At 72.6% G+C, this 13,674-nt stretch carries 9 protein-coding genes; 3 read left to right on the top strand and 6 right to left on the bottom strand.

Annotation, left to right across the window (positions count from 1 at the left end):
- Window positions 1-3 precede the first annotated feature (3 nt).
- The 6 genes from ITJ68_RS01675 to ITJ68_RS01650 all read right to left on the bottom strand — a co-directional run bounded on the left by ITJ68_RS01675 (window position 4) and on the right by ITJ68_RS01650 (window position 9,254).
- Complete coding sequence (locus tag ITJ68_RS01675) at window positions 4-957, bottom strand: 3-hydroxyacyl-CoA dehydrogenase family protein (protein ID WP_194659613.1); 954 nt, start codon at window positions 955-957, stop codon at window positions 4-6.
- Window positions 954-1,985 carry a sugar phosphate isomerase/epimerase family protein gene (locus ITJ68_RS01670; RefSeq protein WP_194659612.1) on the bottom strand — a complete coding sequence of 344 codons (1,032 nt, stop codon included), beginning with the start codon at window positions 1,983-1,985 and terminating at the stop codon, window positions 954-956. The genes ITJ68_RS01675 and ITJ68_RS01670 overlap by 4 nt, the downstream gene beginning before the upstream one ends.
- Window positions 1,986-2,182: 197 nt before the next feature.
- Window positions 2,183-2,899: a GntR family transcriptional regulator gene (locus tag ITJ68_RS01665; protein WP_194659611.1), complete on the bottom strand. Its 717-nt coding sequence runs from the start codon at window positions 2,897-2,899 to the stop codon at window positions 2,183-2,185.
- Window positions 2,900-2,941: 42 nt separating this feature from the next.
- Window positions 2,942-4,894 (bottom strand): S9 family peptidase, encoded by a 1,953-nt coding sequence (locus tag ITJ68_RS19445; RefSeq protein WP_323743182.1) that lies wholly within the window; start codon window positions 4,892-4,894, stop codon window positions 2,942-2,944.
- Window positions 4,891-6,705, bottom strand: a complete 1,815-nt coding sequence (locus ITJ68_RS01655; protein WP_194659610.1) for an N-acetylglutaminylglutamine amidotransferase — start codon at window positions 6,703-6,705, stop codon at window positions 4,891-4,893. Before ITJ68_RS01655 ends, ITJ68_RS19445 begins: the two co-directional genes overlap by 4 nt.
- Window positions 6,705-9,254 (bottom strand): carboxylate--amine ligase/circularly permuted type 2 ATP-grasp protein, encoded by a 2,550-nt coding sequence (locus tag ITJ68_RS01650; protein WP_194659609.1) that lies wholly within the window; start codon window positions 9,252-9,254, stop codon window positions 6,705-6,707. Before ITJ68_RS01650 ends, ITJ68_RS01655 begins: the two co-directional genes overlap by 1 nt.
- 132 nt (window positions 9,255-9,386) lie before the next feature.
- Here ITJ68_RS01650 and ITJ68_RS01645 point away from each other — a divergent pair, with 132 nt between their 5' ends.
- From ITJ68_RS01645 to ITJ68_RS01635, 3 genes are read left to right on the top strand one after another with little or no spacing between them, the layout of a single operon-like run.
- On the top strand, window positions 9,387-10,736 hold the full coding sequence (locus tag ITJ68_RS01645; RefSeq protein ID WP_194659608.1) for an alpha/beta fold hydrolase: 1,350 nt from the start codon (window positions 9,387-9,389) through the stop codon (window positions 10,734-10,736).
- A complete protein-coding gene (locus ITJ68_RS01640; RefSeq protein ID WP_194659607.1) occupies window positions 10,733-12,322 on the top strand; it encodes a GMC family oxidoreductase in 1,590 nt (529 codons plus the stop codon). Before ITJ68_RS01645 ends, ITJ68_RS01640 begins: the two co-directional genes overlap by 4 nt.
- Window positions 12,319-13,665 carry an NAD(P)/FAD-dependent oxidoreductase gene (locus ITJ68_RS01635; protein ID WP_323743181.1) on the top strand — a complete coding sequence of 449 codons (1,347 nt, stop codon included), beginning with the start codon at window positions 12,319-12,321 and terminating at the stop codon, window positions 13,663-13,665. The genes ITJ68_RS01640 and ITJ68_RS01635 overlap by 4 nt, the downstream gene beginning before the upstream one ends.
- Window positions 13,666-13,674 lie beyond the last annotated feature (9 nt).

Here is a 13,674-nt window from a genome sequence, read left to right as displayed (position 1 = left end):
TCCTCAGTGGATCGGCGCCGGGCCGAGCTCGTCGAGGAGCTCCTGCATTGCGACGTAGGCACGGTTGCGGTAGGCGACGAGCTCCGGTGTGCGGTCGGCCGGCACCTGCAGGTACCCGGCGCCGGACTTCGTGCCGAGCTCCCCGGCGTCGACGTGCTGCTGCAGCGACGACGGCGTGGCGAAGCGCTCCGGCCAGCGGGTCTGGAGCGACTCGAAGCAGAACGCGTAGACGTCGAGCCCGGCCATGTCGGCGATCGCGAACGGGCCGAAGAACGGCAGGCGGAACCCGAACGTCGTCCGGACGATCGTGTCGATGTCGTCGGGGGTCGCGATGCCCTCGTCGGCGATCTTCGTCGCCTCCTCGAACAGGGCGTACTGCAGGCGGTTCAGCACGAACCCGGTGGAGTCCTTGACCCGCGCCGACTGCTTGCCGGTCGCGGCGACGACGGCCTCGGCGACCTGGACCGCGTGGTCGCCGGTGGTCGGGTGCGGGATGAGCTCGACGCCGGGGATGAACGGCGCGGGGTTGGAGAAGTGCACCCCGAGGAACCGCTCGGGACCGGTGACGGCCTCGGCGAGGGACTCGATGAGGATCGTCGACGTGTTCGAGCCGATCACCGCGTCGGGACGAGCGGCAGCCGTGACGCGTCGGAGGGTCTCGTGCTTGATCGCGAGCTTCTCGGGCACGGCCTCCTCGATGAAGTCGGCCGTGGCGACGGCGTCCTCGATGCTCTCCGCGGCGCTGAGGTGCTCGCGGACCCGCTCGACGGCGTCGGCCGGGAAGAGCCCGTCGTCGACGAACTGCTGCGTCTCGACGAGCAGGCGGTCGAGGTTCTGCCGGGCGATCTCGCCCGAGACGTCGGCGATGCGGACGGTGTGGCCGGCGAGCGCGAGGACCTGGGCGATCCCGCCGCCCATGTAGCCGGATCCGACGACGGCGATGTCGAGGGTGCTCATCGAACTGCTCCTTCAGTGGTGGTGGCGGTGCTGGTGCGGGTGGTGCCGGTGGTCTTGCCGAACTTCGCGGTGGCGAGGACCGACCGGATGTAGCGCTGGTTCGTGGCGCAGACGCCGAGGCTGTCCCCGCCGTACTGCTCGGTCATGAGGATGCCGCGGAAGCCGTTCGCGACGGCGTCGCGGAGCACCTGGCGGTAGTTGATGAGCCCGGTCTCCATGGTGCTCGGCACGCTCGTCGCCCAGCTCCCGTCGCCCGCCTCGTCCCGCGTGTAGTTCTTCACGTGCAGGTAGTTCGTGTACGGGAGCGTCTTGGCGAACAGCTCCTTCCAGTCCTCGACCGGGCGGTGCAGGCGGATCAGGTTCGCCACGTCCGCGTTCAGGCCGACGGTGTCCAGGCCGATGTCCTCGATCAGGCGCACGGCGCTGTCCGCGGTGCCGAGGTAGGTGTCCTCGTACATCTCGAGCGCCATCGGGAGCCCGACCGACGCCGCGTGCTCACCGAGTTCCCGGAGCCGGGACACCGCGGCCTGCCACACCTCGGGGTCGTCGGGGTCCTTCGGGCCCTGCGCGGTCCAGAACCAGAGCGCGCGCTTCTGGGCGTCGTTGAACGGCTGGTGCAGCCCCGTCGAGAAGACCTGCATGCCCCACTCGGCCGCCGCGTCGATCGTGCGGTGCGCGTACGCGAGGTTGTCCTCCTCGTGCCCTGGCTGGATCACGCTGCGACGCTGCAGGTGCACCGACGGGATCCCGACGCCGTGCGACCGCGCGATCGCCAGGAACTCGTCGCGGCGTGCGGGCTCGAGGTCCGCGGGGCGGATGTGGCTGTCGGCGACCTCGGCGAGCGAGAAGCCCGCGGCCGCCACCTGCCCGAGGATGTCGTCCCAGACCTCGGGAGCGGCGTCGTGCACCGCGACCCCGTCGGTCCCGACGGCCGGGAACCCGTGGAGACAGGCGGCGATCGGCCACGTCTCGGCGGTCCAGGTCGTCGTGTCCCAGTCCTGCTGGACCCAGTCCTGTGCGTGGTTCACGGGATGCTCCTTTGCATGTCGCGGCTCGTCGTCGAACCTCTTTCCTATAGGAAAGATACCCGGTCAGCAGGATCGCGCAACCGCCGTGTTCAACAATCGACCAAACCCCCCGTCCGGGGGCTCCGAAGAAGACCGGGCTCGGAGGATCAGGACGCCCGTGCCGCTGACCCGAACCTCGGCACGGGCGTCCGCCTGGTTCAGCCCCCGTGCGACGCGTCCGCCCGCGACCGCAGCCGCACGGCGTCGATGTGCACGCGCATCGCCTCGACGGCGGACGCGGGGTCCACCGCCAGGGCGTCGACGATCGCCCGGTGCTCGTGCACGGCCCGGTCGGTGTCGTCGTCCCCGCCCTCCACGATCTGGCGCATCCGGTGCACCCGGGTCGTGATGACCTCGGACATCTCCTGCAGGAACGGGTTGCGTGTCGCGTCGAAGAGCACCTGGTGGAACTGCCAGTCGCTGCGGAAGAACCGCGCCATCAGCTCCTCCGACGCCGCTGCCACCCCGACGACGGCGATCTCCTCGACCACGGCCGACTGCTCGGCGAGCGCCGACCCGAGCCGGGCACGCAGCGCGGCGACGTCCCCGCGGGCGGCGAGTTCGACGGCGCCGCTCTCGATGATGAGCCGGGCGTCGAACAGCGCCTCGAGCTGGTCCCCCTGCAGTGGCGGGGCGACCCGGTAGCCCTTGTTGGCCTCGCGCACGACGAGCCCGGTGCGCTCGAGCTGGACGAGGGCCTCGCGCACGGGTGTCGGGGAGACGCCGAGCGTCCGGGCGAGCCCGTCGATCGACAGGCGCATGCCGGGTTCGACGTCGTGTCCCATCAGGACGTCGAGCACCCGGTCGTAGACGCGGTCACGGAGCCCGCGCTGCGTGATGCGCTGCGCACCGAAGCCGGGCATCGTCGTGGTCACGCTCTCGATCCTAGAGAATCCACGATGTCCCGCCGCACCCGGTCAGGCCAGGCGCGACGCCAGGAACTCGACCATGCGGCGCACGAGGAGCGCCTGCGACGACCGGCGGCGGTACTCGTGCCCCTCGCCCTCGAGCTCCAGGTAGGCGACGTCGTGCGACCGCTCCCGCAGCGCGGCGACGACCTGGTGCGCCTCACCGATCGGCACGTTCGTGTCGAGTTCGCCGTGCACGACGAGCAGCGGCGCGGTCACCTCGTCGATCGCGCGCATCGGCGACAGGGCGTCGAGCAGCGCGGCGTCGTCCACGGGGTGGCCGTACTTCGTCGCCGCCGCTGCCGCGATCCAGGGCTCGGTGTCCCGGTAGAACGTCGCGAAGTCGCTCATGCCGCACACCGCGACCCCGGCCGCGAACACGTCGGGCGTGAAGGCCAGCGACGCGAGCGTGGCGTAGCCGCCGTAGGACCGGCCCTCGACCGCCACGCGCGACCGGTCGGCCAGCTCGTTCGTCACGAGCCACCGCGCGCAGTCGACGACGTCCGCGAGCGCGTTCCACCGCAACCCGAGGTCGTCCGCGTGCACGAACTCGTGCCCGGACCCGGACGAGCCGCGGATGTTCGGGGCGAACACCGTGATGCCCGCCGCGGCGAGCGCCTGGTGCTGCGCGGAGAAGGTCGGTCGCTCCTGCGACTCCGGTCCGCCGTGCAGGTGGATCATCGCAGCGCGGACGGGAGGCTCGACACCCGTCCCGACGCCGGTCCCGGTCGACGACACGGCCGGCTCCACCGCCCGGTACAGCCACCCGGTCAGCTCGAGTCCGTCCCGTGCCCGCACGCGCTCCAGCGTCGGCTCGACGAGTGCGACGGCGGGCAGGTCGGGCACGTCGGTGACGCGGCTCCAGGTGAGGGCGTTCGTGTCGAGGCGCCAGAGCTCCCGCGGGTGGGTCGGCCCCTCGACCGCGAGCAGGACGCTCCGGCCGTCGCGGCTGAGCACGGGGTCGGTGACGACCTCGCCGGGCAGGTCGGGCACCGGGGTGCGCGAGGCGTCGTGCGTGTTGATGAGCTCGAGCTCGCTGCGCCCGTCGACGTTCCAGCCGAGCAGCACGGTGCGGCCGGCGTCGTCGGCGTCGAGGAACTCGAGCTCGGCGTCGGGCCGGGCGACGATGCTCCGCGGGCGTCCGCGCCACCCGTGCGGGCCGACGGGCTGGGCGACGAGCTGGCGTCGGGGTGCGCCGGCCTCGGTGGCGACGTAGGCGACGAGCGGGCTGGTCTCGCTCGCGGGCGAGGGTCGCATGAACGCGATCTCGGCCGAGCCCGACGGCGGGTCGGTGAGGAGCGGGTGGTCCTCGTCGGTGAGCCGGTCCACGACGACGACGAACTCGTGGCCGCGCTGCCCGTCGCGCAACACCACGAGGCGCTCCTCGACGGACAGGTCGAGCACGTGGATGAGCTCCCCGAGGGCCAGGTCGTCGCGGTCACCGGACACGGGGTCGACGAGGTACGCGCGGGCTGGCTGGTCGGCCTCGGTCGAGGGCAGCGTGATGACGACCCGGTGGCCGCTGCGGCTCCACGGCCCGAGTTCGGCGTGCTGGTACCGGGACCCGGCGATCTGCGCGGGGTCGGTGCCGTCGGGTCGGACCACCCAGACCTGCTGCTTCACGCCGCCGTCGGTCGCGATGGCCACGGCGAGCCACTCGCCGTCGGACGACCACGAGACGCGGATGACGGGGTCATCGCTCAGCGTGATCCGGGTCGGTTCGGGCAGGGGTCCGTCGACGACGACGTCCTGCACGAAGACCTCGGGGCTGCCGTGCCGGTCGCTCACGAACGCCACCCGGCGGGCGTTCCGCGTCATGGTGGGTCCCCACGAGCCCCAGGCGGCGGCGAGCCGCTCGCCGAGGTCAGCGGCGGAGCCGGCCACGGCGCCGGGACCGGCCACGGACCCGACGCGCGGTGCGGACGCGACGTGGGTCGAGCCTCCTGGCCGGATCTCGCTCACCGCACCCCCTGGTGCTGCAGCCACATCTCGATCAGGCCGAGCTGCCACAGCGCGTTCGCGCCGATCTCGGTCCTCGTCGTGTTCGGGTCCTGGAGCATCCGCTCGACCGTACCCGGGTCGAAGAGGCCGCGTTCCCGTGCCTCCGGGGCGTGCAGGGCCTGGCGGACCCGTTCCAGGTACGGACCCTCGAGCTGCCGGATCGCCGGCACCGGGAAGTACCCCTTGGTGCGGTCGATGACGGCGTCGGGGACGATGCCACGCGCCGCGCGCTTCATGACGCCCTTGCCGCCGTCGGCGAGCTTCAGGGCCGGCGGGACCGCGCCGGCGAGCTCGACGAACTCGTGGTCCAGGAACGGCACGCGGGCCTCGAGGCCCCACGCCATGGTCATGTTGTCGACCCGCTTCACCGGGTCGTCCACGAGCATGATCGTGGTGTCGCTGCGGAGCGCTGCGTCGACACTCGTCTCGGCGCCCGGGCGGGCGAACTCGCGGTCGACGAAGGCCGACGGGGTGTCGTCGTCGCTCCGCCAACGCTCCCCGAGCAGGCCCTGCAGGGACGCCCACCGGCGGTCCATGAAGACGGACCGGTACGCCTCGGCGGCCTGGTCGCGCGGGACGTCGGCGAGCGGCGGGTACCAGCTGTAGCCGCCCAGGACCTCGTCGGCGCCCTGGCCGGACTGCACGACCTTGACGTGCTGCGAGACCTCCTGCGACAGCAGCCAGAACGCGACGCAGTCGTGGCTGACCATCGGCTCGCTCATCGCGGCGATCGACCCGTCGATGCCGTCGAGCAGGCGGTCGGACGGGATCCGGATGCGGTGGTGGTCGGTGCCGAAGTGCCGCGCGACCTCGTCGGAGTACTCGAACTCGTCGCCGGACTCCCCGCCCGCCGACTCGAAGCCGATGCTGAACGTGGCGAGGTCCCGCTGGCCGGCCTCGGCGAGCAGCGCGACCACGAGGGACGAGTCGATGCCGCCGGAGAGCAGCACCCCGACCGGCACGTCGGCGACCATGCGGCGCTCGACGGCGGTGCGGAGCGAGTCGATGAAGGCCTGCTGCCAGTCCGCGTCGGACCAGTCCGCCCTCGCCGGGTCGCGCTCGAACCGCGGCTCCCAGTAGGTGGTGTCCGTGCTGGTGCCGTCGGGCTCGACCACCCGGACGGTGGCGGGTGGCAGCTTGCCGACGCCGGACAGGATCGTGCGCGGTGCCGGGACGATCGAGTGGAAGGTCATGTAGGACGCCAGGGCGACCGGGTCGACGGAGGTGTCGACGGCGTGCGCGCCGGTGGTGCCGTCGTCGTTGCGGTCACCTGCGAGGATCGCGGGCAACGAGCTGGCGAACCGCAGGCCACCGGGGACCGCGGCGACGTAGAGCGGCTTGATCCCGAGCCGGTCGCGCGCCAGGACGAGTCGACCGCTGCCGTGCTCCCAGATCGCGATGGCGAACATCCCGATCATGTGCTCGACGAACGCGGTGCCCCACTCGGCGTACGCGGTGACGATCACCTCGGTGTCGGACGTCGAGAAGAAGGTGTGGCCCTTGCCGTGCAGCTCGTCGCGGAGCTGCCGGTAGTTGTAGACCATGCCGTTGTAGGCGATCGTCAGGCCGAGGCGTGGCACGACCATCGGCTGCGCACCGGCCGTCGACAGGTCCACGATCGACAGCCGACGGTGCCCGAGCGCGACCGGACCACGCGCCCAGAGTCCGTCGCCGTCCGGACCGCGGTGCGCCAGGCACCCCGTCATCCGTGCGACCGCCCCGACGTCCGGGGAGGTGCCGTCGAACCGGATCTCGCCCGCGAGCCCGCACATCAGCGTTCCCCTGTCGTCCCGATGATCCAGGTGTCCTTCGCGCCGCCGCCCCGCGAGGAGTTCACGACCATGCTGCCCTCGGGTGCGACGCGGGTGAGTGCGACGTCGGCCAGGTGGGTGTCGTCCGGACCGGTGCCGGTGACGTAGACGAACGCGCGCAGGTCGACGTGCCGCGGGTCGAGCCCGGCGGGACCGATGGTCGGGTGCGAGGAGAGCTGCACCACCTCTTGTCCGACCCAACCGGCCGGGTCCGCCGCGATCTCCCGGCGGCGTTCGGCGACCTCGGGAGCGCTCGCGCTCGGGCCGATGAGGACCCCGCGTCCGCCCTCGCCGTCGACGGGCTTCGTCACGAGCTCCCCGACGCGGTCGAGCACGGACAGCCGCTCGCCCTCGATGCTGGTGCGGTAGGTCGGCACCGACTCGAGCAACGGCTTCTCCTCGAGGTAGTACCAGATCAGGTCCGGCACGTTGACGTACATGGCCTTGTCGTCGACGAGGGCGTTGCCGGGGGCGTTCGCCAGGTAGACGTGCCCGGCGGCAGCGGCGTCGAGGACCTGTGCGCCGAGGTCCGGCACGTGTCCGCTCGCCAGTGCGCGCACGTCGCGGTCGACCCGCAGGTAGAGCGCGTCCAGCACGTCGCCGGTCGCCGCCTCGACGACGTGACCGTCCCGGACGGTGAGGTCCGACTCGGTCAGGAGGCGCATCCCGGCCCCGTCGGACAGCCGGCGGTGCTCGTACCAGGCGCCGGCACCGGGGCCGTCGGTCACCAGCGCCAGCACCGGGTCCTGGTTGCCGGTGACGGCGGCGGCGTTCCGCCGCAGGGTCTCGCGGAGGAGCGCCGGGACGCCGGAGGGGTCACGCAGCCGGTCGGGACGCGGCGCGTCGGGCACGACGTCGTCCATCAGCTCGCGGAGCGCCAGGCCGTACGCGACACCGGAGGGTGAACGGACGTTGTCCTCGAGCACCCGCCAGCCGCCGAACTCGTTGCGGACCAGGTCGAAGCCCATCACCGGGGCGCGGACGGCGTGCTGCGGGAGGCGCTCGGCGTCCGGGTCCCAGCCGTTCTTCCCGACGACGTCGTGCTCGTCCATCGCGCCGTCGGCCACGATCCGCCGCGGGCCGTAGGCGTCGCGGAGGAACAGCTCGATCGCCCGGGCCCGCTGCCCGAGGCCCTGCTCCAGCTGCGCCCACTCGTACGCGCTGACCGTGCGCGGGACGAGGTCGCACCCGAACTGCTGCACCCCGCCATCGACGACGAAGCCGATCTCGTGCTCGCGGGTCCAGACGTCGCGGGCGGTGCAGTGCTCGATCGTCGTGTCGGCGTCCCAGCCGCGGAAGAACGCGGCGAGGTCGCGGAAGGCCGGACGTGGACGGGCACCGGGACCGACGGCTTCGTCACCGGCACGGACCCGGTACGACGGGATCGCGATGATCGGGTGCTCGTCGCGGCCGGACGGCGTGCCGGCGGTGTCCTCGACGACCTGGGTCACGACGTCGTCGAGCTCCCCGCGCTCGGCGTACGCGGTGCGCTGGCGGTCGGTCGAGTTGCCGCGCGCCAGGGTGTCCTCGAGCAGGCCGCTCACCGTGCCCCAGTCGCCGAGCTCCTCGAGCTCCGGACGCAGCCGCGAGACGAGCTGCCGGACGGCGACCTCGGCGGGCAGCCGTTCCGGGTGCTGGCCGAGGCCGAGCAGTTCGCCGCTGAGACCGCTGCGGGCCGCCTGCCACATCGCCGCGCGGTGCAGCGGTTCGCTCCGGGGGTGCCACTCGGCGCCGGACTCGATCGCCTTCTCGGCCCGCCGGACCGCGGCGCGGAACAGCCCGGCGATGAGGACCGCGTCGTCGACCACGGGCGTGGCGTCGCAGACCCGGAGCTCCAGCGTCGGGGCGTGCGAGGACGGCCGCACGTCGAAGTACGCCATCTTCTTGTCGGCGATCACACCCGAGGCGATGAGGTCGTCGAGCACGCGGTCGTACTCCGCCGCGTTCTCGACCCGACCGAAGCTGCCGGCGGACGGCCAGCGCTGCCAGATGATGCTCCGGAAGGACGCGTACCCGGTGTCCTGCCCGTTCCAGAAGGGACTCGACGCGCTGAGCGCCAGCAGCACCGGGAGCACCGGGGCCACGCGCTGGGCGATCTCCACCGCCAGGTCGCGGTCGCTCACCCCGACGTGCACCTGCAGGCCGCAGATGAGCTGTTCGTCGACGAGCATCCGGTACTGCTCCTGCATGCGGCCGTAGCGGCCACCCGAGGTCAGTTCGAAGTCGGCGTACTCGGACCTGGGCGCGGTGCCGACGGCGGCGATGGTGACACCCGCCGAGGCGATGGCCGCGGAGAGCTCGCTCCGCAGGTCGACGATCACCCGCCGCAGGTCGTCGAGCGTCGTCACCACGGGGGTGTTCGTCTCGATGGTCGTGCGCTGCAGTTCGGCGCCGAAGCGGTCCGATGGCAGCTTGGGCAGAAGGCGCGGGGCCTTCGCGGAAAGTCGGCCGGACTCGAGGTCGATGAGGTGCAGCTCTTCCTCGGCGCCGAGCGTCAGCTCTGCACTCATGTCTGGAACCTATCGCCGGGACCCGTGGCTGAGCCTGCGTCGCGGGAGATCTTCGCGCGGTCGTAACAAACACGCGTCAACGGGGTACAGCGTGCTGTGAACCGCGGCGGCGTGACCCGTAGGACTACAGACATGACGGCCACCGCGTTCTGCCTCCACGCCCTCGGGTCGAGTTCCGAGGAGTTCGCGACGCTCCGCGCCCGTCTCGCCGGCACCCTGGACCTGATCGGCATCGACCTGCCCGGCTTCGGCCGGAGCTCCGCCGTCACCGGCACGACGGTCGAGGAGATGGCCGAGCTCGTCGAGCGGGCGGTCGGTCGCAGCGGAGCCACCGAGTGGGTGCTCATCGGGCACTCCATGGGCGGCAAGGTCGCCTCGGTCGTGGCGTCACGGACGGTCAACGGCGCGAACGGCCTGTTCGGGCTGCGTGCCGTGGTGCTGCTGGCCGCGTCCCCGCTCTCCCCCGAGCCCATGGACGACGACCGCCGCGCGACCATGTTGGCTTGGGCCGCCCACGGCGAGATCGGCCCGGACGAGGCCGACACCTTCGTCGAGGCGAACACCGACTCCCGGCTGCCCCCGGAACCGCACGCCATGGCCGTGCACGACGTCCAGCGCGCCGACCCCCGAGCCTGGACCGACTGGCTCGTCCGCGGCAGCCGCGAGGACTGGTCCACGCAGTTCCCGCCGAACCCGGTGCCGGCACTGATCCTGGCGGGTGTCGGCGACGGCGACCTCGGCCCGGACGCCCAGCGCGAGCTGAACCTCCCGCACTGGACCGCCGGCGAGTTCGACGTCGTCCCCGGGGCCGCGCACCTGCTGCCGTGGGAACGCCCGGACGAGGTCGCCGACCGCATCCGCGCCTTCTGGGAACGCCGTGTCGCTCCTGGCCCCGTCGTCCCGGCGAGCAGCGTCCGCGTCCTCGCCTCGCCCCGGGTCAGCGCCCGGACCCGCGGCATCCTCGCCGTCCGGTCCCTGGCCGACGACCCGGGCGCAGCACCGAAGGCCCTGTCGAGGGCGCAGCTCGAGACGCTCCGGGCGCTCGCCCGCGTCGTCGTCCCGCAGCCCGGCGAGCACTCGATCGACCTCGCGCTCCGCGTCGACGCCCAGCTCGCGGCCGGACTCGGTGACGGCTGGCGTCCGGACGGCCTGCCGGTGGACGTCGAGGCCTACCGCGCCGGACTCGACGCCCTCGCGCCCGAGGCCGCCCGGTCGGACGAGCACCTCGCCACGGTGCTCGACGCCGTCACCGCCGGCGAGCACACCCCGGCCGCAGGCCCCTTCGACGCCGAGCAGCTCCGTGCCTGGGCCGAGGACGCCGCGGTCGACCTGGCGAAGCACTGGGTCACGCACCCGGCCACGATGGCCGACATCGACTACGACGGCTTCGCCAACGGTGGCGACGGCGTCCGCAAACAGGGCTTCCTGCTCCTCGGAGCCGGGCAGCGCGAAGCATGGGAACCGGCGGGAGCCACACGATGAACCTGACCAACCAGCGCCGGTACGACGAGGACGACATCGTCGACGTGGTGGTCGTCGGCACCGGGGCCGGCGGCGCTCCGCTGCTCGCGACCCTGGCCCGCAAGGGCCTCCGTGTCGTCGCGCTCGAGGCCGGCCCGAACACCGAGCCCGGCGACCACACCCCGGACGAGGTCGAGGCGCCCGCGGACATCAACTGGATGGACGAGCGCATCAGCGGGGGCGGCGCACCCACGGCGTTCGGCCCGAACAACAGCGGCACCGGTGTCGGCGGGTCGACGCTGCACTGGGGTGCGTTCACCCCGCGGCCCAACGAGCACGACATCCACCTGCGCACCGACTCGGGCGAGGGCGAGGACTGGCCGATCGAGCACGCCGACCTGGTCCGGTACATCGAGCAGGCCGAACACGACGTCGGCGTCGCCGGTCCCGCGCACTACCCGTGGGACCCCGAGCGGCGGTACCTGATGGGACCGCCGGCGCGGAACGCCTCCTCGGACATGATGATCCGCGGGGCCGCCGAGGTCGGGATCACCGCGACGGACGCCCCCGTCGGGCTCACGACCGAGGACCGGATGCAGGAGCACCACGGACTGCGTCAGGCGTGCGTGTCGTGCGGGTCCTGCCACCAGGGCTGCCGCAACGGTGCGAAGGTCTCGATGGACACGACCTACCTGCCAGCGGCCGTGGCCTTCGGTGCCGAGATCCGACCCGGTGCGTTCGTGCACGGCATCGAGCTCGATGCCCGCGGCGAGGTCGAGGCCGTCGTCTACCGCCAGGACGGCCGCGACCACCGCCAGCGGTGCCGTGCCCTCGTCCTCGCTGCCGGCGGGATCGAGACGCCGCGCCTGCTGCTCCACACCGGCCTCGCGAACAGCAGCGGCCAGGTCGGGCGGAACTTCACCGCGCACGGCGCCACCCAGGTCTGGGCGAAGTTCGACGAGTCGATGCGGTCCTACCGCGGTTACCCGTCGTCGATCATCACCGAGGACTTCATCCGTCCCGAGGGCGCCGACTTCGCCGGTGGCTACCTCATCCAGAGCCTCGGTGCCCAGCCGCAGACGCTGACGACGTCGCTCGTGCGGGGTGGCGGACTCCGCGGCGCTGCCCTCGTCCGGGCGATCCAGGACTACCCGTACATGGCCGGCGTCGGCATCAACGCCGAGTGCCTGCGGTACGACGACAACCGGCTCGTGCTCTCCGACGAACTCGACGCGAACGGGGTGCCGAAGGCCCGCGTCAGCTTCTCGCCCGGCGAGAACGAGGCCGCGATCACCCGGCACGCCGTCCGCACGATGACGGCGATCGTCGAGGCCGCCGGCGGCCGCGACGTCCGCGTCCTCGACCGCACGGCGCACACCGTCGGCACGGCGCGGATGGGCACCGACGCCGCGAGCTCCGTCGTGGACGCCGCCGGTCGGTCGTGGGACGTGCCGAACCTGTGGATCGTGGACAACTCGGTCTTCCCGAGCTCCCTCATCGCGAACCCGGCGCTGACGATCATGGCGCTCTCGCTCCGCACGGCGGACCGCATGCTCCGCGACGACGTCCGCGCCGACCGGGACGAGGCACTGCTCACTGCCGTGTGACGGCCGACCGGTGCAGACTGGTCCGCGTGGACGTCATCGTCGTGGGGGCCGGGATCGCCGGCATCGCCACTGCCCGTGCCCTGGCGCTGAACGGCGTCGACGTCGTCGTGCTCGAGGCCCGCGACCGGATCGGCGGCCGCACCTGGACGGATGACGCCCTCGGGGTGCCGGTCGACCTCGGTGCGTCGTGGATCCTCGGTGTCGACGGCAACCCGCTCTGGTCGATGGCGAAGTCCCTCGACATCGAGACCGTCGAGTTCTCCGTCGGGAGCTTCCAGTTCGAGGGCCGCCCCATCGCGTGGCACGACCCCGCCGGCGCACGACTGACCGAGGTCCCCGCCGGGGCCTTCCTGGCCGACCTGCACACCGTCGAGGACCTCCTGCCGGCAGCGGTGGACGCCGCCCCCGCCGGTACCACCTACGCCGACGTGGTCGCCGGCGTCGTCGCCGACCTGGGCTGGGGTGACGGCCGTGCCCTCCGCGTCGAGGAGTACCTCGCGCACCGGTCCGAGGACTTCACCGGCGCACCCCCTGCGGAGATCGACGCCCACGGGCTCGACCCCGACCACCTGCCCGGGGACCAGGTGGTGTTCCCCAGCGGGTACCAGCAGTACGTCACCGCGTTGTCCGACGGCCTCGACATCCGCACCGAGGCCGTCGTGACCCTCGTCGAGCAGCGCGACGACGAGGTCCGGGTGACCACCGCGGACGGCTCGGTCTCCAGCGCCCAGCACGTGGTCGTGACCGTGCCGCTCGGCGTCCTGCAGGCCGGCGACGTCCGGTTCGACCCGCCCCTCGAGGCCCCGGCCGCCGATGCCGTCGAGCGGCTCGGGATGGGCGTGTACGACAAGGTCTTCCTGCGCTTCCCCGTCAAGTTCTGGGACTCGTGGGTGATCCGGCAGCAGGGTGCAGCGGGGTCCGACTGGCACTCCTGGTACGACATGTCCCGCGCGACGGGTGAGCCCGTGCTCGCGGCCCTCGTCGGCGGCGACAGCGCCAGGCGGCTCGAACGCCTGTCCGACGACGAGGTCGTGGCCGAGGGCCTCGCTGCGCTCCGGCACATGTACGGCCCCGACGTGCCGACCCCCGACGCCGTCCGGATCACCCGGTGGGCGGCCGACCCCTACACGCGCGGGTCGTACTCGTACCTGCACGTCGGTGCGACGGTCGACGACCACGACCGGCTCGCCACGCCCTCCGGACGGGTGCAGCTCGCCGGCGAGGCCACGTGGTCGGACGACCCCGCGACGGTGCACGGTGCCCTGCTGTCCGGACTCCGAGCGGCGAACCGGATCCTCGACGTCGAGGTCTCGGTCGACGACCTGCTCAGCCCGGTCGCCTGACCCGTCCGG

It is taken from the genome of Curtobacterium sp. VKM Ac-1395, from assembly GCF_015350975.1.
Taxonomy (GTDB): domain Bacteria; phylum Actinomycetota; class Actinomycetes; order Actinomycetales; family Microbacteriaceae; genus Curtobacterium.
Note: the sequence above shows the minus strand (reverse complement) of the source record. Positions and strands in the feature narration are given on the sequence as shown.

Coding starts and splice junctions, on each gene's coding strand:
- ITJ68_RS01640 (WP_194659607.1), top strand. CDS start 10,733: ATGAACCTGACCAACCAGCGCCGGTACGACGAGGACGACATCGTCGAC.
- ITJ68_RS01655 (WP_194659610.1), bottom strand. CDS start 6,705: ATGTGCGGGCTCGCGGGCGAGATCCGGTTCGACGGCACCTCCCCGGAC.
- ITJ68_RS01645 (WP_194659608.1), top strand. CDS start 9,387: ATGACGGCCACCGCGTTCTGCCTCCACGCCCTCGGGTCGAGTTCCGAG.
- ITJ68_RS01675 (WP_194659613.1), bottom strand. CDS start 957: ATGAGCACCCTCGACATCGCCGTCGTCGGATCCGGCTACATGGGCGGC.
- ITJ68_RS01650 (WP_194659609.1), bottom strand. CDS start 9,254: ATGAGTGCAGAGCTGACGCTCGGCGCCGAGGAAGAGCTGCACCTCATC.